Here is a 20,373-nt window from a genome sequence, read left to right on the forward strand (position 1 = left end):
TAGCTGAACAGCGACCCGCTCGTCTCGTCTGTCCCCCGCATACTCACCCCCGCCGCTAACGTGCTGAGGGTGAATCATGTTCTCAAACCGCTGTCGAGACAGGACTATTTCAGCAGCCTGTTAGAACAGGCTTGGGCAGAGATTGAGCACAAACAAAAATACAAGTCGAAGGTAGCACTTCCTCCAGACCTCCAAAGGCGCCTCAATATCCTTTCAGGCAACTTAGAGCTAATCGACAGAGAGCTGTCTCGGATCGCTGTAGCAGCCGATGAGTACAAGAAAAAGTTATTCTCCGGTGACGTATCTCTTGCCACAGACTTTCTCTCCACTTCCTCCTTCAGAGTTGTATGTGAAAAATTTTCCACTGAAAATAACATCCCCATACGAGACCCATTCGACGATTCAAGCTGGGAAAAACGTTGTGAAGTAGTGATTGAGGAGTTAAAAAATTTCGGAATATCCACAGTTAGCGAACTTCAGGGTCTTTTAGAAAAACTTCCTATAGAAAAGTTCCTGCAATACGAAGACGACCACACCTTAATAGGCCTTACGCGAGATGCGATGATCATCCAGGATCACAACAAATTTTTCAATGAATCTTACAATGACTCTTACGACTTTTCATTTATTGATATCGAAAAGTACAACGGAATAATTGGAGAAAATGACATCCCTCAACGCATTCAAGCGGCGGGAGGTGAAGTTACTTCAGAGGAAATGTAGTTTCCCCAATCACCACACTCGGTGGCAGGCAGGCGCAGACCGGGCCGCGGGCGGCCATCAAGGGTGTTGCGCCACCCCCCAATCCACCGCACGCCCCGCTTGCCCTCCCTTAACCCCGCTCTGCCATACTCCAATGCGTCGCGACAAACGGTGCGGACTGACACCCCGCATCAACAGGAGATACGGGAACCCCCAAGACCACCTCTTCATCGGGTGCAGGGGTTCTCCGCACAACGGAAGCTTTCGAGCGGACATGGGGGCTTGCGATCCCCTGCCCGGCCCTCCGCCCTTGGCCCCTCCGGGCCTCTTGGCGGCGCCGCCACCTCTTTTCCGGCCAGCACGAAACGGCCACACAAACAAAACGGCCCAACGGCTCCAGACAGGCAGACAGACGGGTAGACAGACAGCCACCGGACAGGGACACCCCCCGCCCGGCCAAACCCGCGCATCCGGTGACAGCTTCGTGAGGGCTGTTGCCTGAAACCGCTTTCCCTTCTTATGGTTAGGCCAGCCAATCACAGAACGGGGACAGCCATGGCCTTCATCGCGGACAACCAGCTGCCCCTGCTCCTCTTGTTCTTCTTCGCGGGCCTCATCGCGACCGCCTTCCTGTTCCGCAAACCGCCGGGCCACCGGGCCTGGAAACTGGCGGATCTGGTCTGGGTGCTGCTCGGCGGCTTCGGCGCGCTGGTGGCGGTAATTTCCGGCATCTACGCCGCGGATAGCTCCCGGCTCGAACGCCAGATCGACATCGCCTATGCCGCTACCGCCGCCTTTGACCGCGACGCCGCCCGCTTCCGCCTGCGCTTCTGCGACCCCGCCTATGACACCGACATCGCGGTCCTGTGCGAAAAGGTCGAATTCCTCTCCGCCTCCACCGCGGGCAACGCCGAACTGCCGCTGTTCATCGCGGTGACAGATGAGGTCGCGCCGCTGCAGGGCCTCAGCTTCCTGTTCGGCACAGGCCGCGCTGAGATGGACGAGATGAAAGACATGGAGGCCAAGGCCAGCGCCTTTGACCCGGAGGCCTTCCTGGTCTTCACCGCGCTTGACGCCCCAACACAGGCCGCCGTCGGCACCATGCGCCGCAAGGTCCCCGCCATCGCCGGCGATTTCCTGATCATCGCCCGCGCCTATGACGACCTCATCGCCCATGTGTCCAAGCTCAAGGAGGAATGGGAATACCTGCAATCGAACGCCCATATCCTGGTCCTGCAGATCATCGCGCTGTGCCTCGTCAGCTTCGCCGCCCCCTTCCGCCTCGGCAAATCCATTGTCGAGCTGCGCGCGCGCCGCTAACCTGACCGGACCGCCAACAGGACCCGCCCATGCGCAGCTTTGACGAGATCTATGCCATTTCCGCAGACCGCCACGGCGGCCCCGCCGCGCTGGAGGGAAAACTCTCCAAACCCGACCCGAAGGTGACCGGGCTGCCCGAGGACCGCTGGCTCGCCACCATGACCAAATGCATCTTCCAGGCGGGATTCAACTGGAAAGTGATCGAGGCGAAATGGGGCGGGTTCGAGGAGGTCTTTCACGGCTTCGACCCCGGCCTCTGCACCTTCATGCCGGAGGACGAGTTTGACCGCATCCTCAGCGACACCCGCGTGGTCCGCAATGGCGCCAAGCTCGCCACGGTCCGGCAAAACGCCGCCTTCCTGATGGAGCTGCGGGATGAGGGCGGCGCAGGTCAGGTGCTGGGCGGCTGGCCCTCTACCGACTACATCGGGCTGCTGGACATGCTCAAGAAACGCGGAAGCAGGCTGGGCGGCAACACCGGCCAATACGCCATGCGTTTTGCCGGCCGCGACAGTTTTATCCTGTCCCAGGACGTCACCGCCCGCCTCATCGCCGAAAGCGTGATCGACAAACCCGCAACCTCCAAGACCGCCCTGAAAGCGGTGCAGGCCGCGTTCAATGAATGGATGGGGCAATCCGGCCGCTCGCTCACCGAAATCAGCCGCGTGCTGGCGATGAGCTGCTGAGGCAAAGCGCATATGATCCGCTGCCTGCTCCTCGCCCTGCTGTTCCTCGCTGCCTGCGGACGCCCGCTGACAGAGACCGAACGCGCCTATCTGGCCACCTTGCACGGCACCAGCCTCAACGCAGACAAGGTCCGCCTTGTCGAGGGCGCGCCGTTGGGGCCGGTCACCTTCCGCCGCATGCCGCGCCCGCGCGTCACCTGCCGCGAGCGCATCCTGCCGCCTGTGAAGGACGAGATCGTCACCGCCAAACCCGCCGCCGTCGCGCTGTTCAACCGCATCTTCTTTACCCGCGACTGGTATCTGGACAATTACCTGCCGGAACACCCGGACCGGCTGCATCTGGTGGAGACGATGCTGCTAGCGCATGAGGCCACCCATGTCTGGCAATGGCAGAACCGCCGCCAGACCGGCTATTCCCCCTTGCGCGCTGCGGCGGAACACGGCCAGGACCGAGATCCCTATCTGTTCGACCTGGAAGGCGATCCCAGCTTCCTCACCTACGGGTTTGAACAGCAAGGTGCCATTGTCGAGGAATACGTCTGCTGCCGCGCTCTCGCGCCGCAGGCCGCCCGCACCCAGCGGCTGCACCGCATGCTTTCCGGCGCCATGCCGGTGAGCCCGCTGCCGCAAAGCCGCGAGAGCGCGGTCTACCTGCCCTGGAAGGACGCGGAACTGAACGGCATCTGCGATTGATCAGCCGTTTTCATGCAATGAAAACGGCCATGAAAAATCGATTTTTCATGGCCGGAATTCGCGCCGGATTCCGGCGTTGCGCCGCAACGTAGGGCTTGTCTTGCCGCCGGATTTCCGGCCACAAATCCACCAAGCAATCTGCAGGAGCCGCCTAATGACCCAATACGCTCTCATCATGCTGGCCGCGGGCCTAGGCATTCCGGTGCTGGCGGCGCTGAACGCGGCACTCGGCAAGCTGATCGGCTCCCCCGCCTCTGCCGCGGTGGTGCTGTTCCTGATCGCGCTGATTGCCACATCCCTTTACGCGCTGATCGCAGGCCCGCAAGCACTGGCCAGGATCCCCGCCGCGCCCAAGCACCTGCTGCTGGCCGGCGTGCTGGTCGCCTTCTACGTCCTGTCGATCACCTATGTGGCGCCGCATTTCGGCGTCGGCAACGCGGTGTTCTTCGTGCTGATCGGCCAGCTGATCTCTGCCGCCGCCATCGACCATTTCGGGTTGTTCGGCGCCCAGGTCAGCCCGCTGACCCTGACCCGCGCCGCAGGCATTTCGGTGATGGCGCTGGGGGTCTGGATCACCCAGATGGCCTGAGGAGCAGGCTGCGCCCTAGCCCGCCACCTTCTTCACGAACTGCGACTTCAGCCCGATTGGCCCGACGCCCGGCACCTTGCAGTCGATGTCGTGATCGCCGTCCACCAGCCGGATGCCGCGCACCTTGGTGCCGACCTTGATCACCGAGGACGTGCCTTTCAGTTTCAGGTCCTTGATCACCGTCACCGTGTCGCCGTCCGCCAGCAGATTGCCGACACTGTCGCGCACCTCTTTGGCATCGTCTGCGGGCTCACCCGCCGCCCATTCATGGGCGCATTCAGGACAGATCAGCAGGGCATCCACCTGATAGGTATAGGCAGAGGAACACTCGGGGCACGGCGGCAGGGTATCAGTCATACCCGGACTGTTAGCCTGACAGACAGGCCGGGGCCAGACGCAAACCGCCTGACGCCCGCCGGAGCATCTGCGCTTACGCGCCGTTCGTCTTGCCGCTGACCTTGATGTTGCCCTGCAGCTGGGCGCCGTTTTCGGTCGACATGGTCTGCGCCGAGACATCCGCCTGCACCTGCGAGCTGGCTGCCAGACGCAGGTCTTCGCATTGGATCTTGCCGCTGTAGGCGCCTTCCACGGTAACCGATTTCGCACTCAGCGCCCCATCCACGGTGCCGCCTTCCAGCACCGTCACCGCCAGCGCCGACACATCACCGACAACCCGGCCCCGGACCTCGACGCTGCCCTTGCTGGAGGTGATATTGCCTTCAACCGTCACATCTTTCTCGATTACCGAATTCACCACGTCTCAGCCCTTTCTGCGCAACCCCGGACAGCCTAACCCGCCCGCGCCAATTTGAATAGCTGATAGCAAACAGCTGTCCAAGGGCCAAAGCCGCACCTTCTCCGCCGGCAAGGTTCCGCCGCCTTGCCCGCCGGCGGCCCTGCGGCTAGGCTCCGCAGCAGCTGATTTTCATGACGGAGTTTTTCTGATGGCCTGGTCCGAAATTGCCGCGTTTGCCTTTGTCGCGGCCCTTCTGGTGATGTCGCCCGGCCCCAATGGGTTCCTGATTGCCAAGACCGTCCCCGCCTCTGGCCGCGGCGCGGGGTTCTCCAATATCGCGGGCTTCGTGGCGGCCTTTTTCCTGCATGGCGCGCTCTCGATCCTGGGCCTGTCGGTCATCCTGGTGAAATCGGCCACTGCCTTTGCCATCGTGAAATACCTCGGTGCTGCGTATCTCTGCTGGATCGGGGCCAAGGCACTGATCGCGGCCTTCAACGGCACCGGCCTCGCCGCCCGCGTCACCCCGGCCAAACGCCGCCGCACACTGGCCCGCGCTTTTGGCGAGGGCTTCCTGACCAACGCCCTGAACCCCAAGGTGTCAATGTTCTACCTTGCCGCCTTCCCGCAATTCATCACCGCAGGCGGGACACCTGCCGCCTCCGCCTTCCTGCTGGTGGCGCTGCACGCGGCGATTGCTGCGCTCTGGTTCGGCGCCATGGTGCTGCTGTTCACCCGCCTGACAGCGGCGGCCGGCAGCCCCGGCTTCCAGCGCTGGCTCAAGGGGATCACGGGTGTGGTGTTCATCGGCTTCGGGCTGAAACTGGCGAGCTTCCGTCCAAGCGTCTGACCGCGCCTGTTCCACCTGCGGGACCTTCTGCAACGTCCGAAACCACCATCACTGGAACCATACTTGGCTAGAGTGAACCAGTGCTACAGATCGGCTCAGATATCCAGTAGCAGCCATTCAGGCTGCGGAAAACTCAACCGGTTCATAGCAAACGACATCAACCGTGTGGTCCAGCGTGTTGATCTGATAGTGCGTCAACTCACCCGGGTAATCAGTAGACGCCCAGGTGGACTTCCTGACAAAATCCAAGAAAAACGAAGTCGAGAATTTTCTGACCCAGTTCCCCTCGAATGTCTCATCCGCGTTGTTCTGAGCAAACTGCTCATCTGTGACCGCATATGAAACAAAGTTTTTAAATTCAAACACATAGGCTGGACTATCGGCCTGCACCTCAATGCTGCGCAGACCTGTTATCCCAGCGACGTCTGCTGCCTCGCCGCCGATCGCACCGGCACCAATTGCCACCCGCAAGAGGGTTCCGGATGTCTGCTCAATCGTTACGGTAAGTGGAAACTGCCAACTGTTAATTTCCTCGATCTCGGTCTGAGACACATCTTTAAACACCGGCAATCGCCTGCCTCCTTCTGGCTGATAATCCAATCCCGGTTCACCAGTCCTTGCCTTGCGGCTTCGCATGCCACCTCTATTTGCTGTCCCGCCTAAACCGGCACCAGCAGCCCGTTCTCCAGCTTCACCTGCCGGTCCATCCGTGCAGCCAGCTCCAGGTTGTGGGTGGCAATCAGCGCCGACATTCCGGTGCCGCGCACCAGCTCCATCAGCGCTGCAAACACCTGATCAGAGGTTGCGGGGTCCAGGTTCCCGGTCGGCTCATCCGCCAAGAGAACCCGCGGCGCATTGGCCAGCGCCCGGCAAAAGGCAACCCGCTGCTGCTCGCCGCCCGACAGCGCCGCCGGGCGGTGATCGGCGCGGCCTGCCAGACCCACGGTTCCCAAAAGCTGCGCCGCCCGCGCCACTGCCGATTTCTGCGAGGCCCCGTTGGCCAGCTGCGGCAGAACGATGTTCTCCAGCGCGGTGAACTCCGGCAGCAGGTGGTGGAACTGATAGACAAACCCGACTTCCTGACGGCGCACGCGGGTGCGGCGGCGGTCGCCCTTGCGGGTGACGTCCTCACCGGCCACCCGCACCTCGCCTGCGTCCGGCGTATCCAGCAGCCCCGCGATGTGCAGCAGCGTCGACTTGCCCGCGCCCGAGGGGGCAACCAGCGCCACCACTTCGCCCGCCTGCAGGGTCAGGTCGGCGCCGCGCAAAACATCCACCTGCCCCGGCGTGCCGGTCAGGTAGGATTTGGTGATCCCCTTCAGCTCCAGCGTGATCTCACTCATAGCGCAGCGCCTCCACCGGGTTGAGGCGCGCCGCGCGGCGGGCCGGGAAAATGGTCACGAAGAACGACAGCCCCAAGGACAGCGCGGTGGCCGAGAGCACATCCGCAAGCCGCAGCTCAGCGGGCAGCGCATAGATGCCGCGGATCGACGGATCCCAGACCCCGCCGCCCATGATGTAGTTCACGAAAGAGAAGATCGGGTCGATATAAAGCGCAAACAGGCAGCCCAGCACCACACCGCAGATTGTGCCCAGGACGCCGGTAAAGGCGCCGCAGATAAAGAACACCCGCATGACCGACCCCTCGCTGAGGCCGATGGTGCGCAGGATGCCGATGTCGCGGCCCTTGTTCTTAACCAGCATGATGAGGCCGGAGACGATGTTCATCGCCGCGATCAGCACCAGGATCGACAGGATGATGAACATCACATTGTCCTCGACCTCCAAGGCCCGCAGGAACCCGCCGGAGGCATCGCGCCAGGTCCACACCCCCGCAACGCCGCCCGCCGCCGTCAGAATCGGCAGCGCGATTTGATCCACGTTTTCAGGGTCTTCCACCATGACCTCGATCTCATCCGCGACACCTTCGCGGTTAAAAAAGCTCTGCGCCTCACCAAAGGGCAGATAGACCCGGGTGCGGTCGATGTCCCAGCGGCCCGCAGTGAAGACATAGACCACCTCATAGGCGTTCACCCGCGGGCTTGTGCCAAAGGCGGTTTTGACGCCGTTCGGGGAGATCAGCTTGATCTTGTCTCCCACAGTCACCCCCAGTTCCCGCGCCACGCCGGAGCCGATGGCGATGCCCTCCTCGAACCGCGCAAGATCGCCAATGGCCTCCTCGCTTTGGGCGACGCCGGGGATGCCCTGGATGTCTTCAGCGGAAATCCCGAAGACCTCGACGCCTGCATTGCGCTGGCGCAGATTGGCCATCACCTGCCCCTTGACCAGCGGTGCGGCCCGGGTGACGCCGGGGACCGCGGCGACGGTCTCAGCCAGCGCCTCATAGTCCTTGAGGCTGCGGTCCAGCACGCCCGCCTCATTCACCTCGCCATAGGAATAAACGGTGACATGGGCATTGGCGCCCAGGATGGTGCCGACAAATTCGGAGCGGAAGCCGGAGCGCACCGCCAGCGTGGCAATCAGCGCAAACACCGCCAGGGTGATGCCGATCAGGCTGATCCAGGTCATCACGCTGACCCCGCCTTCGGCCTTGCGGGCACGAAGGTAGCGCCAGGCGATGATCCATTCGAAACGGGAAAACGGCGGTGGTGTGGTGGCCATGTAAGGTGTCCTGCCCGGAAATTTTGCCTGCAAACTGTGCTGTGGGGCGCCTGGGGTCAAGGTGCGGTTGCAGAACTGGCCGATAATCCGCCGTTCCGCCGCAAGCGCGGCAAATCTTTTGAGGAAAAGATTTGCCAAGAGTTTTTCTCAAAACTCTTGGCCGCGGCCCCGGCTGGCGTCACCGCAATGTGACCTGCCGCATATGCCCGTTGCCTTGCATCTGCCCGCCGGCGAGGCTTTATCAGGCGGGTTCCGGTTTCAAAGGGTCGAACTATGGACAGATACTTCAATCGCGCGCTGCCGCATCCGTCGCTGCGCATGGTGATCATGGCAGGGCTTGGCGCCTTTCTGGCGATTGCGGCGCTGTCTCTGCTGACAACCCATGCCAGCCTGCTGCTGCTGATGGCGCCCTTTGGCGCCAGCTGCGTGCTGCTGTTCTCGGTGCCTGCCAGCCCGCTGTCGCAGCCCGCGCATGTGGTCGGCGGCCATGTGCTGGCCACTGCCGTCGCGCTGGCGCTGAACGCGCTGCTGCCGGACACATGGTGGGCGCTGGCACTGGCGGTGGGGCTGTCGATTGCCCTGATGGCGGCACTGCGGCTGACCCATCCGCCCGCGGGCGCCGACCCGCTGGTGGTCTTTGCCGCCGATCCCGGCCTCTCTTTCCTGCTGTTCCCGGTGCTGACCGGTGCCGTGGCGCTGGTTGTGATTGCCGCCGTGTTCCACCGTTTCTCGGGCCAGGAATATCCGCTGAAACACGGCTGAACGCCGGAGGGCAGAGGCCGGTTTCCCGCCTGCCGCCTCTGCCACGGCCGGCCGGGCGGGCCTCAGGTTGCGCGCGGCCTGTCAAACCGGCGGAAATCCGGCGTAATCATTCCGTCAAAAGCAGGTCTGGCATGTCCGGCAAGCGGAACCGGTAGCACACTGTTAACCATTCTCACTGTCAGGTTGGGCCTCATATTACCTGACATTGAGGATTTCCAATGAACAGTATCCGTTCTGCAGTGTCCGGCCCCGGTGCCGGTCTCAGCCCCGTGATTGCGGGCGGCGGCACCGGCGGCAATGACACAATCAACGGAACACCGGGCAATGACCGGATCAGCGCAGGCGGCGGCGACGATTTCGTGTCCGGCGGCGGCGGCGATGACGTCATCAGCGGCGGCAGCGGCAACGACTTCCTGCTGGGTGGCGGCGGCAATGACCGGATGTCAGCCGGGGACGGTTTCGACTTTCTGGACGGCGGCGATGGCAATGACATTCTGATCGGCGGCGGCGGCGTCAACATGATGGAAGGCGGCAGCGGCAACGACTTCCTGATCGGCGGCAGCGGCCTGCACGGCATGGACGGCGGCAGCGGCGATGATGTGCTGATTGGCGGACGCGGCAGTGACCGGATGGAGGGCGGGTCCGGAAATGACCGGCTGATCGGCGGGCCGGGCGATGACGAGCTGAGCGGCGGCGCCGGGCGCGACACCCTGATCGGCGGCGCGGGCAGCGATACCTTCATCTTTGCCGAAGGCGACGGGCGGGACTGGGTCATGCAGTTTGATGCCAGCGACGATGTGATTGCGCTGCAGATCGGCGGCGTGGACAGTTACGAGGATCTGATGGGCTTCGTCGCCCGGGACGGCCCGAACATGATTCTCAACTTTGGCGGAGGAGATGTGATTGTTCTGCTGGGCAAGGATCTCGATGACCTGAGCGCGGATAACTTTCTGTTCCTTCCCAGTCAGGACCTCCTCTGAGCCTGGGACGCAGGTCTGCGCATCCAAAAGAAAAGGGAACCATGAGGCTCCCTTTTCAATTGTTAACAGATACTTATTTGCCGAAGCTCAGAAGCCGCGGCCGGTCGGGTGGGCCTTGTAGACCTCCACCACCTTCTTCACGGCCTCTTCCGGGGACAGTTCCTCGCTTTCACCGGTGCGCCGCGAGGTCAGTTCCACCACGCCGTTCTTCAGCCCGCGCGGGCCGACGGTGATGCGCCAGGGCAGACCGATCAGGTCCATGGTGGCGAACTTGCCGCCCGCGCGCTCGTTGCGGTCATCATAGAGCGGGTCCAGACCGGCCGCGGTCAGTGCCGCATAAAGCTGGTTGCAGGCGGCATCCGCCTCGTCGTCGCCCTGCTTGAGGTTGACGATGCCGCAGTGGAACGGGGTCACGCCCTCGGGCCAGATGATGCCCTTGTCGTCGTGGCTGGCCTCGATGATCGCACCCAGGAGACGCGACACGCCAATGCCGTGGGAGCCCATGTGGACCGGCACGGGTTTGCCGTCGGGGCCCTGCACGGTGGCGCCCATGGCGTCGGAATACTTGGTGCCGAAATAGAAGATCTGGCCGACCTCGATGCCGCGCGCCACCCGGCGGCGCTCCTCGGGGATCTGATTGAACAGGGCTTCGTCGTGGGTCTCGTCGGTGCGGGCGTATTTGGAGGTGAACTCCTCCAGCACGCTCTGGCACTGCTCGACACTGTCATAGTCGATCTCGCGGTCGCCGAAGGTCAGATCGGTGACGGCGCTGTCATAGAAGACCTCGGACTCGCCGGTCTCGGCCAGCACCAGGAATTCATGGGTGTCATCGCCGCCGATCGGGCCGCTGTCGGCGCGCATCGGGATCGCCTGAAGCCCCATGCGCTCATAGGTGCGCAGGTAGCTGACAAGGTGGCGGTTGTAGGCGTGCAGCGCATCTTCCTTGGTCAGGTCGAAGTTGTAGCCGTCCTTCATGTAGAATTCGCGGCCGCGCATCACGCCGAAACGCGGGCGGATCTCGTCGCGGAACTTCCACTGGATCTGGTACATGGTCAGCGGCAGGTCCTTGTAGCTGCTGACATGGGCGCGGAAGATATCGGTGATCAGCTCTTCGGCGGTGGGGGTGAACAGCATGTCGCGGTCATGCCGGTCCTTCACCCGCAGCATCTCCTGGCCGTAAGCCTCATAGCGGCCCGACTCGCGCCACAGGTCGGCCGACTGCATGGTCGGCATCTGCATCGGGATATGGCCCGCGCGGATCTGCTCGTCATGGACGATGCTTTCGATCTTCTTCAGCACCTTGAAGCCCAAGGGCAGCCAGGAATAGATCCCGGCGGCGGATTGCTTGATCATCCCGGCGCGCAGCATCAGCCGGTGGCTGACGATCTGGGCTTCCGAGGGGTTCTCTTTCAGAACCGGCAGAAAATAGCGGGACAGGCGCATCTTGGCTCCATCGGTGATGTGGGTTCGAGTTCCCGCCCGGTTTAGTGGGTGATGGGGGTGCGGGCAAGAGGAGGATCAGTCCTTGCCGGGAAGCGTGTTAGCCTGCCTTAAGCACTTTTCCCTTCTTGGGGCGTGGCGCGCAGCGGCACGGCCCGCGCCTGACCTTCCCCCCGGGAAGGCGCATTCGCGCCCTCCCAAGGTCAGGCCCGGGCCTTGTGTTGCGCAAAGACGCTGGCAATGAGCCCTTTGGGCTGACCCGTTCAGGTCTTGGCTTCGACGCCAAGACTGTGAGCAAGTTTTTCAATCTCCGCCCAGGTCGCTTCCGGCAGCAGGATCGGTTTCTCTGCGTTCTCCATCCGCGCATCCGCCTCGCGCTCGCCGGGGACTTCGACCCGGTCGAACCCGGGCGCCGGCGGGCAGTTGCGGAATTCATCCAGAATGCCCTCGGCAATCTCCTGCAGGCGGCTGGGCTCCTGATACAGGCTGCAGTCCAGCGCCAGCATCAGCCAGTTGCATTCGGTGGTGACCGGGCCGAGCATCGCCTCGGCGATCATCTCAGCCGCCACCGACAGCGCATAGCCCTTGGCACCGCCTGCAGTCAGGATGGCGCCGCCCTCGAAATAGGCCTCGGGGTCGGTGCTGGGGTTGCCGTCGCGGTCGATCAGCACGCCCTCCGGCAGCTTGGCGCCAGCGATCCGCGCGCCGTAGACCCAGCCCGCAGCCGCCGCTGAGGTGGCGAAATCAACGATCACCGGCCCGCGCCGCCCGCCGGGAATGCCGATGGCATAGGGGTTGGTGGACATCAGCGCCTTGCGCCCGCCGTAAGGGGCGACCAGCCGCCAGGCCTCGCGCCCGCCGCCGCCGATGATGATCACCAGGCAGCCCTGCCCGGCGGCATATTCAGCAAAGGCGCCCAGCCGGCCGGTATGGCCTGCGTCAGTGACAGCGATTGCCGCGATGCCGGTTTCCTGCGCCCGCGCCACCACATCCCGGATGGCAGCCGACATCGCCGGAATGCCGATGCCGCCATGGCCGTTCACACTCCAGGCACCGCGGGCGTTCTGCTGCAGCTCCGGGCGCACCCCGGCGGCCAGGTAGCCGCTGTCGTAGTAGCCCGCATAGGGCAGGATCCGCCACACGCCGTGGGATTCCACCCCCGACAGGTCCGAGTCCACCAGATGCGCCGCCACCTCCGCCGCGATATCCGCCGGGCAGCCCTTGGCCGTCAGAATGGCCTCTGAGATCCGCCGCGCCTCTGCCTGCGGCACCGCCGCCCGCGGGGTGTCCGTGCTGTATTTGCTGCGCGTCATGGCGAATCATCCTCGCTGCCCTGCCCCTTTGCATCAGGCTAAGGCTCCGGCAAAGCCTTCCGCGCCTGTTTGCGGCATTGCTTCCGCTTTCCTGCTTCCAGACCGCAGCGCCATGCCGCTTTCCTGCCATTGTGGCGCAAAAGAACTTGAACCGCTGTTCAAGATTCGAAACTGTTACCGGAAACACCGCTCTCACGCAGGGACAAGGGAGACGAGAGACGTGGCCAAGACCATACTTGAGCCGGCACGGGAGATCCCGGTCATCCATGAAACCGAGGTGCTGGTCGTGGGCTCCGGCCCCGGCGGGCTGGCAGCGGCGTTGGCGGCGGCGCGGGCGGGCGTGGAGGTCACTCTGCTGGACCGCTTCGGCTGTTTCGGCGGTAATATCACCACCGTGGGCGTCGAGGGTTTTGCCTGGTACCGGCACGAGGAAACGGTGGAGGCCGGCGGCATCGGCTGGGAGTTCGAAGAACGCGCCAAGGCGATGGGCGCCGCGGTCCCCGAAAGCCAGTCACTGTCCTATGAGCTGGACAGCGAGGGCTTCAAGCTGGTCGCGGACAAGCTGGTCGAGGAAGCCGGCATCCACCCGATGCTGCACCGGGTGTTTGTGGCACCGGTCCGCGAGGGCAGCCGGATCACCGGCGTGATTGTCGAGAGCAAGGCAGGCCGCGAGGCGGTTCTGGCAAAACGGGTGATCGACGCCACCGGCGACGCCGACATTGCCCATATGATGGGGGCACCCACCCTCAAGACCCCGGTGGAGCAGATGCAGGCGGCCAGCGTGATGTTCCACATCGCGGGCGTCGACAAGCAGAAGTTCATGGACGGCGTGAAGGCCGATCCGCAGACCTATGCCAACTGGTCAACCGGCGAATGGCAGGTGGAGACTTCAGGCAAGGAGGACGACATGTTCTCCCCCTTCCTGGCCAAGCCGTTTGGCCAGGCGATCCGCGACGGGGTGATCCCGGCGCATCTCAATACCATCGGCGGCACCTGGGGCGCGGTGCATGACAGCGGTGAGATGACCTATATGAACCTGGTGCATCTGGCCGGCATCGACGGCACCGACCCCGACAGCATGACCCGTGGAGAGATCGAGGGCCGCCAGCAGGCGATGCACGCGATCAACGCGCTGCGCGCCTATACCCCGGGCTGCGAAGGCGCGCGTCTGCGGAACTTCGGCATGACCATCGGCATCCGCGACACCCGCAAGATCGATGCGCATCACAACATCACCGAGGACGAGACACGGCATCAGGGCCGGTTCGAGGACACCATCGGCATCTACCCGGAGTTCATCGACGGCTACGGGGTGCTGATCCTGCCCACCACCGGGCGCTACATGCAAATCCCCTACCGCTCGATGCTGCCCAAAGGCGTGCAAGGGCTGCTGGTCACCGGCCGCGCCATCGGCGGCGACAAGATCGCTCATGCCGCCACCCGCAATATGGCTTGCTGTGCTGTCGCCGGTCAGGGCGCGGGCATCGCTGCGGCGCTGTCGGTGAAATCGGGCTGCGCGTTGGACACGGTGGACATCACCGCCGTGCAAGGAGAGCTGAAGCGCCAGGGGGTGCGGATCCATTGACCCAAGCCATCCCCACCATCGACATCACACCGCTGCGCGAGGCGGGCCATCCCCGGCGGCAGGAAACGGTTGCCGCGATTCTGGCCGCGGCGGAGGATATCGGGTTCCTCTCGATCACCGGCACCGGCGTCGCGCGGGAAACCGTGGAGGCGGTGCGCGATGCGGTGCGGGCCATCTTTGCGGTGGAGGAGAAATCAAAGTGGGATCAGGCAATTACCCGGGAGAATTACCGCGGCTACATTCCAATGGGATTCTTCACCCCGAATGACGGTTCGGGAACGGCGGACAAGTACGAGGGCTACAAACTGCACCATGAGGTGGCGGCAGACGACCCCATCCGCGCCATCTGCCCGCTCTACGGCCCCAACCGCTGGCCGGTTGAGGCACCGGAGGCGCGTGACGTGATCCTGGGTTACTGGGCAGAGCTGGACGATGTGTTCCACCTGCTGCTGGGCGCGCTGGCAGAGGGGCTGGGGCTGGACCCGGCGGCGTTTCGCGAACCGTTTGAAACCCCGCTCACCAACATGTCCCTGCTGCACTACCCGCCGCAGGCGCCGGAGGAGGACGGCTTTGGCATCCACCCGCACAAGGACACCGACGCGCTGACCATCATCGCGCCGGACCCGGTGGGGGGCTTGGAGGTGCAGACCAGGGACGGCAACTGGATCACCCCGGACTGCCCGCCCGGCGGTTTTGTGGTGAACATCGGCGACATGCTGGAGCTGTGGTCCGGCGGGCGGCTGGTGTCCACCCCGCACCGGGTGGTGAACAAGACCGGGCGGGAGCGCTACTCCTTCCCCTATTTCGCCGTGCCGCGCCATGACGTGGTGGTGCAGCCGCTGCTGCCCGCCCTTCCGGGCTTCTACCGTCCCGCCGTCCATTGCGGCCACTGGTCAGCGGAAATCTGGCGCACCAACTGGCCGGATGAGAACGCGGGCGAAGAAACGCCGGAGCTGGGCACGATCCACAGCTGAAGCAGGCTTACCCCTCACGCCTGTTCACGGACGCGTGAGCGGAATAATCCGTTCCCCCTGCTGGCGCCGTAACGCTCGTGTCATGACGCCAAACACAGCTTCAGCAGAGAGGACTTTTCATGTTTTCCAAGATCAAACACGCGGCCTGTGCTGCCGCCGCCGTTCTGAGCTTTTCCAGCGTTGCGTCCGCAAACACCATTGTCGAAATTGCGGCGTCTGACGACCGGTTCACGACCCTGGTTGCCGCCGTAAAAGCAGCCGGGCTGGCTGAAACCCTGCAAGGCCCCGGTCCCTTCACCGTTTATGCGCCGGTCAACGAAGCCTTTGCCGCCCTGCCCGAAGGCACGGTGGAAACCCTGCTGAAACCCGAGAACAAGGATCAGCTGACAAATGTGCTGCTCTACCACGTCGATGACAGAAAACTGACGGCTGAGATGATCCCCAGCGGTTCCAACTATTTCAAACCCGTACTGGCCTCTGAACGGCTGTGCATCAGCAAAACCTCCGAAGGCGTCAGCATCGCTGACGGAACCGGCAGTTCCGCCAACGTCGTGATTGCGGACATCAAGGCGGACAATGGTGTGATCCATGTGGTCGACAAGGTTCTGCTGCCCGGCGCCCGGCCTGACTGCCACTAAGGCGCCCCTCCCCCCTTGGCAGCTGAGCCCGGATCAATTTGGTCCGGGCATTTTTTCAGGTTCGCCCAGCCGTTGCATGGCAGAGCCATCCCCCGGTTGCCCCCGGCCTTTTCCGCCTTATCCCCGCCTTGCCCACAGGGGATTTGCCCTGCCCCCCTTGCAAGCCCCTGCGGCATCAGGAAAGACTGGCGCCAGAAATATGACGCAAACGGACCAAGGGCGGCACGCGGACCATGGCCTTACCGGCAAAACAGCAGCTGAAATACTGGGGCATCGCGGCGATTGTCTTTGCGGTGGTGATGTGGGCGCTTGGCAATGTGCTGATGCCCTTCGTGCTGGGCGCGGCCATCGCCTATATGATCGATCCGGTGGCCGACAGGCTGGAGGCCTGGGGCATGAGCCGCACCGGCGCAACCGCTGCGATCACCGTGGGCACGCTGCTGATCTTCCTCTTGCTGCTGGTGGTGGTTGTGCCGACGCTGATCTCGCAGATGATCGACCTGGCGCAGGTGCTGCCCCAGCTGCTGCGCGATGCCCGCGCCTTTGCGACCGAGCATTTCCCCACGGTTTTCGAGGAGAACAGCCGCATACACCAGGCCGTCACCTCCTTCATGCAGACGCTGCAATCGCGCGCGATGGAGGTGCTGCAATCGGTGCTGGGCGGCGCGGCCTCTTTCCTGAATATCGTGATCCTGCTGGTGATTGTGCCGGTGGTGGCGGTCTACCTGCTGCTGGACTGGGACCGGATGGTTGCCCGGATCGACGAGCTGCTGCCGCGCGACCACCAGCCGGTGATCCGCCGCCTGGCGGGCGAGATCGACGCGGTGCTCGCCTCCTTCATCCGTGGCATGGGCACCGTCTGCCTGATCCTGGGCACCTATTACGCGGTGGCGCTGATGCTGGTAGGGCTGAACTTCGGCCTCGCGGTCGGCTTCATCGCAGGGCTTGTCACCTTCATCCCCTACCTCGGTGCCCTGATCGGCGGCGCACTGGCCATCGGCCTGGCGCTGTTCCAGTTCTGGGGCGACTGGGTGTCGATCGGGCTGGTGGCCGCCATATTTGCCATCGGCCAGGTGGCAGAGGGCAATATCCTGACGCCCAAGCTGGTGGGCGGCTCGGTGGGTTTGCATCCGGTCTGGCTGCTGCTGGCGCTGTCGGTCTTTGGCGCCTTGTTCGGCTTTGTCGGCATGCTGGTGGCGGTGCCCGTGGCGGCGGCGCTTGGCGTGATCGCGCGCTTTGTGACTGAACAGTATCTGGACAGCCGACTGTATCAGGGCCAAAGCCATCCCAATGCTGAGAAACGCGACGCAGGCGCGGAGTAACCCGATGGCACAGCAGCTGAGCTTTGATCTCCCGGCGAAACCGGCGCTGGGGCGGGAGGATTTTTTTGTCGCGCCCTCCAACGCGATGGCGGTGGCGCTCTTGGACCCGCAGTTCGCCTGGCCCAGCGGGAAGCTGGTGCTGACCGGCCCCAAGGGCGCCGGCAAGACCCATCTGGCGCATGTCTGGGCCAGCCAGACCGGGGCGCGGATCCTGTCCGCTGCGAGCCTGAGCGAACAGTTGGTTCCGGAGCTGGCGCAAGGCCCGGTCGTGGTTGAGGACGTGCCGCAGATCGCCGATGACCAAGAACAGCAGAACGCCCTGTTCCACCTGCACAATCTGGTGCTGGCGCAGGGCCATTCGCTGGTGATGACCGGGCGCGGCGCACCGAACCTCTGGGGGCTGACACTGCCCGACCTGCAAAGCCGGGTGCAGGCCGCCACCCATGCCGAATTGCAGCCGCCCGATGACCAGCTGCTGGCAGTCGTGCTGGCCAAGCTGTTCAACGACCGCCAGATCACCCCCAAGCCGGATGTGATTCCCTATCTGGTGGCGCATATGGACCGCTCCTTTGCCGCCGCGGCGCAGATCGTGCGGCGGCTGGACCAGCTGTCCTTGGCCGAAAAACGCAGCCTGACACGGCCCCTGGCAGTCCGGGTGCTGTCCGAGGTGCGCGAAGAGGCGGCGGAAAATGACGCATCCGCAAGCTGTTGACCCCTGCCCGCCCATCCCCCATCCTGTCCGCGGATCGCAAGACGGAGCCCTCATGAACCTGTCCCAGGACCCCGCCGCCGCCGCCACCGATTGGGGCCCCTTCGGGCGTCCGATCTTTGATGACCCCAAGGCCCGGGCGCTGTCGCGGGTGGGGGTGGTCGATGTCGGCTCCAACTCGGTCCGCCTGGTGGTGTTTGACGGCGCCGCCCGCAGCCCGGCCTATTTCTACAACGAAAAGATCATGTGCGCGCTGGGGGCCGGCCTGTCGGAATCGGGCCGCCTGAACCCTGAGGGCCGCGCCCGCGCGCTGTCGGCGCTGCGCCGGTTCCAGCATCTGGCCAAGGGCATGGGGCTGCCGCCGCTGTCCGCGGTCGCCACCGCCGCGGTGCGCGATGCCGAGGACGGGCCGGAATTCTGCGAAGAGGTGCTGCGCGAAACGGGCCTGAAGATCCACGTCATCGACGGGCGTGAAGAGGCGCGGCTGTCGGCGCAGGGCGTCTTGCTGGGCTGGCCCGGCGCCTATGGGCTGGTCTGCGATATCGGCGGCTCCTCGATGGAGCTGGCGGAGATCCAGGAAAATTCTGTCGGGCGCCGGGTGACCTCATCCCTTGGGCCGCTGAAGCTGCGTGATATCAAGGGCGGGCGCCGCGGCCGCAAGGAACACATCAAGGAAGTGATCGAACGGCTGAAGGGCGAAATGGGCCCGCAGCGCGACCGCCTGTTCCTGGTCGGCGGCAGCTGGCGCGCGATTGCCCGCATCGACATGCACCGCCGCGGCTACCCGCTGAAGGTGCTGCATGAATACAGGATGAGCGCCAAGGACGTGCGCGAAACCGCCCGCTATATTGAGACCAGCGATCTGGACAAGCTGCGCGGCGCCTGCGGGGTGTCCTCCAGCCGGATGTCGCTGGTGCCCTATGCCATCGACGTGCTGACCCGGCTGGTGAAGACTTTCAAACCCAAGGACATCGCGGTCTCCAGCTACGGCATCCGCGAGGGGCTCTTGTATGAGCAGATGCCGCAGCGCCTGCGCGCCCGCGATCCGCTGGTCGAGGCCTCGCGCTTTGCCGAGATGAAGGACGCCCGCGTCCCCGGCTTCGGCAAGACGCTTTATGACTTCGTGCATCCGCTGTTCGCCAACGCCCGCCACAGCAAGCGGCGGCTGGTCAAGGCGGCCTGCCTCTTGCACGACGTCAGCTGGCGGGCGCATCCGGACTACCGCGCAGAGGTCTGTTTCGACAACGCCACCCGCGCCAACCTGGGCGGGCTCAAGCATTCAGAACGGGTGTTCCTGGGCCTCGCGCTGCTGCACCGCTACAGCAACAAGCGGCACGGCAGCTCGTTTGAGCATCTCTATGATCTGCTGGACGTGAAAGGCCAGCACGAGGCAGAGGTGCTGGGCAAGGCGATGCGGTTCGGCGCCATGCTGATGGTGACCAGCAACGGCGAGATCGGCGCATTGCAATGGCAGCCGCGCAAGCGGGTGCTGCATGTGACGCTACCAGACACAGCAAGGCCGCTTTACGGCGAGGTGGCGGAGTCGCGGCTGAAATCGCTGGCCAAGGCGCTGGGGGCGGAGGTTGACCTGAAGTTCAGCAAACCCGCGCCGGATGCGGAGCAGGTGCAGACGCAGGGCTGACTGGTTCAGGCCAATCAGGTTCAGGGCAAACGCGCGCCGGGGAACTGGGGACAGGGGTCCGCAGCGGCGTCAGATTTCTGTGACGCCTTCCCCCTCATCCTTATCTTCCTTGGCGGGCGCGTTGTCCTTGGTTTTCTTGCGGATGATGATATCGCCGTTGGGCAGGATTTCCGGCAGCTCATAGGCGCTCCAGTCCTCGACTTCCTTGGCAATATCCGCCAGCGCCGGCCCCATTTCCGCCAGGAAAGCCCCCATCGAGGGGCCGATCTCCTCCATCATGCCCTGCAGGTCTTCCAGAGCGGGCGCCATTTCCTTGCGCAGACCCTCCCAGAACAATTCCGCCCCGCGCTCCATCAGCGTGGGGCCGGAGCCCTCCTCTTCCCCCGCCTCCTGGGCAGAAAGCGGCGCGGATGTCAGGAGTGTGAGGGCGGCAGGCAGGATGAGGTGTTTCATGGGACTAATATAGGGAAGCGGCGCGGGGTGTAACAGGGGGATGGGGTGGCGCCGGGACGTATAGGTTTGGCTGAATAGCGGGACAAACCAGACATTGGAATTTTGGCCCTTGCTGACGCAGCATCCTTTCGCATGCGCAGCGCTCCCATCGTTACGGTGCAGCGCGTGTCGTCGGAGCGGTCGTGTGCGGGTGTCGATTTGACCCGAACGGAGACCGCACTTTCGCCGCGGACCTCGCCGACAATCCAGACTCCGGACATTGCGGACATAGTGGAGGAAACAGACCCGATACCAGTTCTTGACCCCCTGAGCGGCTTTCTCGTGATCATTGCAGCCTCTATAGAAGTGATCGCATTCACG

Annotated in this window: 22 protein-coding genes; 14 read left to right on the forward strand and 8 right to left on the reverse strand. The window is 63.9% G+C overall.

Annotation, left to right across the window (positions count from 1 at the left end; genetic code table 11):
* The first annotated feature begins 69 nt into the window (after window positions 1–69).
* The 5 genes from N6L27_RS22865 (at window position 70) to N6L27_RS22885 (ending at window position 3,990) form a co-directional block, all read left to right on the forward strand.
* A complete protein-coding gene (locus N6L27_RS22865; protein ID WP_271909725.1) occupies window positions 70–723 on the forward strand; it encodes a hypothetical protein in 654 nt (217 codons plus the stop codon).
* 534 nt (window positions 724–1,257) lie between these two features.
* Window positions 1,258–2,022: a hypothetical protein gene (locus N6L27_RS22870; RefSeq protein WP_271909726.1), complete on the forward strand. Its 765-nt coding sequence runs from the start codon at window positions 1,258–1,260 to the stop codon at window positions 2,020–2,022.
* 29 nt (window positions 2,023–2,051) lie between these two features.
* Window positions 2,052–2,708 (forward strand): DNA-3-methyladenine glycosylase I, encoded by a 657-nt coding sequence (locus N6L27_RS22875; RefSeq protein ID WP_271909727.1) that lies wholly within the window; start codon window positions 2,052–2,054, stop codon window positions 2,706–2,708.
* Window positions 2,709–2,720: 12 nt separating this feature from the next.
* Window positions 2,721–3,401 (forward strand): hypothetical protein, encoded by a 681-nt coding sequence (locus N6L27_RS22880; RefSeq protein WP_271909728.1) that lies wholly within the window; start codon window positions 2,721–2,723, stop codon window positions 3,399–3,401.
* A 154-nt stretch (window positions 3,402–3,555) separates the two neighbouring features.
* Window positions 3,556–3,990, forward strand: coding sequence for a DMT family transporter (locus N6L27_RS22885; RefSeq protein ID WP_065266656.1), 435 nt, complete (start codon window positions 3,556–3,558; stop codon window positions 3,988–3,990).
* Between the two features lie 15 nt (window positions 3,991–4,005).
* Here the strand turns inward: N6L27_RS22885 and N6L27_RS22890 are convergent, their stop codons facing one another.
* Together N6L27_RS22890 and N6L27_RS22895 are read right to left on the reverse strand one after the other, a co-directional pair.
* Window positions 4,006–4,347: a zinc ribbon domain-containing protein YjdM gene (locus N6L27_RS22890; protein WP_271909729.1), complete on the reverse strand. Its 342-nt coding sequence runs from the start codon at window positions 4,345–4,347 to the stop codon at window positions 4,006–4,008.
* Window positions 4,348–4,420: 73 nt separating this feature from the next.
* Complete coding sequence (locus N6L27_RS22895) at window positions 4,421–4,747, reverse strand: bactofilin family protein (RefSeq protein ID WP_039186237.1); 327 nt, start codon at window positions 4,745–4,747, stop codon at window positions 4,421–4,423.
* A gap of 187 nt (window positions 4,748–4,934) precedes the next feature.
* Between N6L27_RS22895 and N6L27_RS22900 the strand changes: the two genes are divergently transcribed.
* A complete protein-coding gene (locus N6L27_RS22900; protein ID WP_271909730.1) occupies window positions 4,935–5,573 on the forward strand; it encodes a LysE family translocator in 639 nt (212 codons plus the stop codon).
* A 117-nt stretch (window positions 5,574–5,690) separates the two neighbouring features.
* On the opposite strand, the gene N6L27_RS22905 is transcribed toward N6L27_RS22900, so the two are convergent.
* The 3 genes from N6L27_RS22905 to N6L27_RS22915 are packed head-to-tail and all read right to left on the reverse strand — an operon-like array spanning window position 5,691 to window position 8,195.
* A complete protein-coding gene (locus N6L27_RS22905) occupies window positions 5,691–6,209 on the reverse strand; it encodes a hypothetical protein (RefSeq protein WP_271909731.1) in 519 nt (172 codons plus the stop codon).
* A gap of 23 nt (window positions 6,210–6,232) precedes the next feature.
* Window positions 6,233–6,916 carry an ABC transporter ATP-binding protein gene (locus tag N6L27_RS22910; RefSeq protein WP_271909732.1) on the reverse strand — a complete coding sequence of 228 codons (684 nt, stop codon included), beginning with the start codon at window positions 6,914–6,916 and terminating at the stop codon, window positions 6,233–6,235.
* Complete coding sequence (locus N6L27_RS22915) at window positions 6,909–8,195, reverse strand: lipoprotein-releasing ABC transporter permease subunit (protein ID WP_271909733.1); 1,287 nt, start codon at window positions 8,193–8,195, stop codon at window positions 6,909–6,911. The genes N6L27_RS22910 and N6L27_RS22915 overlap by 8 nt, the downstream gene beginning before the upstream one ends.
* Window positions 8,196–8,468: 273 nt before the next feature.
* Between N6L27_RS22915 and N6L27_RS22920 the strand changes: the two genes are divergently transcribed.
* Entirely contained in the window at window positions 8,469–8,957 is a 489-nt protein-coding gene (locus tag N6L27_RS22920; protein ID WP_271909734.1) for an HPP family protein, read from the forward strand.
* A gap of 218 nt (window positions 8,958–9,175) precedes the next feature.
* Window positions 9,176–9,937 (forward strand): calcium-binding protein, encoded by a 762-nt coding sequence (locus N6L27_RS22925; protein WP_271909735.1) that lies wholly within the window; start codon window positions 9,176–9,178, stop codon window positions 9,935–9,937.
* Window positions 9,938–10,024: 87 nt separating this feature from the next.
* On the opposite strand, the gene proS is transcribed toward N6L27_RS22925, so the two are convergent.
* Window positions 10,025–11,380, reverse strand: a complete 1,356-nt coding sequence (proS, locus tag N6L27_RS22930; RefSeq protein WP_271909736.1) for a proline--tRNA ligase — start codon at window positions 11,378–11,380, stop codon at window positions 10,025–10,027.
* 260 nt (window positions 11,381–11,640) lie between these two features.
* Window positions 11,641–12,690 (reverse strand): Ldh family oxidoreductase, encoded by a 1,050-nt coding sequence (locus N6L27_RS22935; protein ID WP_271909737.1) that lies wholly within the window; start codon window positions 12,688–12,690, stop codon window positions 11,641–11,643.
* 220 nt (window positions 12,691–12,910) lie between these two features.
* Between N6L27_RS22935 and N6L27_RS22940 the strand changes: the two genes are divergently transcribed.
* From N6L27_RS22940 to N6L27_RS22965, 6 genes are all read left to right on the forward strand, one after another.
* Window positions 12,911–14,275 (forward strand): FAD-dependent oxidoreductase, encoded by a 1,365-nt coding sequence (locus N6L27_RS22940; protein WP_271909738.1) that lies wholly within the window; start codon window positions 12,911–12,913, stop codon window positions 14,273–14,275.
* Entirely contained in the window at window positions 14,272–15,249 is a 978-nt protein-coding gene (locus tag N6L27_RS22945; protein WP_271909739.1) for an isopenicillin N synthase family dioxygenase, read from the forward strand. Before N6L27_RS22940 ends, N6L27_RS22945 begins: the two co-directional genes overlap by 4 nt.
* A 119-nt stretch (window positions 15,250–15,368) precedes the next feature.
* Window positions 15,369–15,887 (forward strand): fasciclin domain-containing protein, encoded by a 519-nt coding sequence (locus tag N6L27_RS22950; protein WP_271909740.1) that lies wholly within the window; start codon window positions 15,369–15,371, stop codon window positions 15,885–15,887.
* A gap of 233 nt (window positions 15,888–16,120) precedes the next feature.
* A complete protein-coding gene (locus N6L27_RS22955; RefSeq protein ID WP_271909741.1) occupies window positions 16,121–17,209 on the forward strand; it encodes an AI-2E family transporter in 1,089 nt (362 codons plus the stop codon).
* A 4-nt stretch (window positions 17,210–17,213) separates the two neighbouring features.
* The gene (locus N6L27_RS22960) at window positions 17,214–17,921 is read left to right on the forward strand and encodes an HdaA/DnaA family protein (protein ID WP_271909742.1); all 708 of its coding nucleotides are present in this window, start codon (window positions 17,214–17,216) and stop codon (window positions 17,919–17,921) included.
* 52 nt (window positions 17,922–17,973) lie between these two features.
* The gene (locus N6L27_RS22965; RefSeq protein WP_271909743.1) at window positions 17,974–19,560 is read left to right on the forward strand and encodes a Ppx/GppA family phosphatase; all 1,587 of its coding nucleotides are present in this window, start codon (window positions 17,974–17,976) and stop codon (window positions 19,558–19,560) included.
* A 69-nt stretch (window positions 19,561–19,629) separates the two neighbouring features.
* Here N6L27_RS22965 and N6L27_RS22970 read toward each other — a convergent pair whose 3' ends face one another.
* A complete protein-coding gene (locus N6L27_RS22970; RefSeq protein ID WP_271909744.1) occupies window positions 19,630–20,013 on the reverse strand; it encodes a hypothetical protein in 384 nt (127 codons plus the stop codon).
* Window positions 20,014–20,373: the final 360 nt, after the last annotated feature.

Origin of the sequence: Leisingera sp. SS27 (assembly GCF_028368855.1) — a bacterium.
Taxonomy (GTDB): domain Bacteria; phylum Pseudomonadota; class Alphaproteobacteria; order Rhodobacterales; family Rhodobacteraceae; genus Leisingera.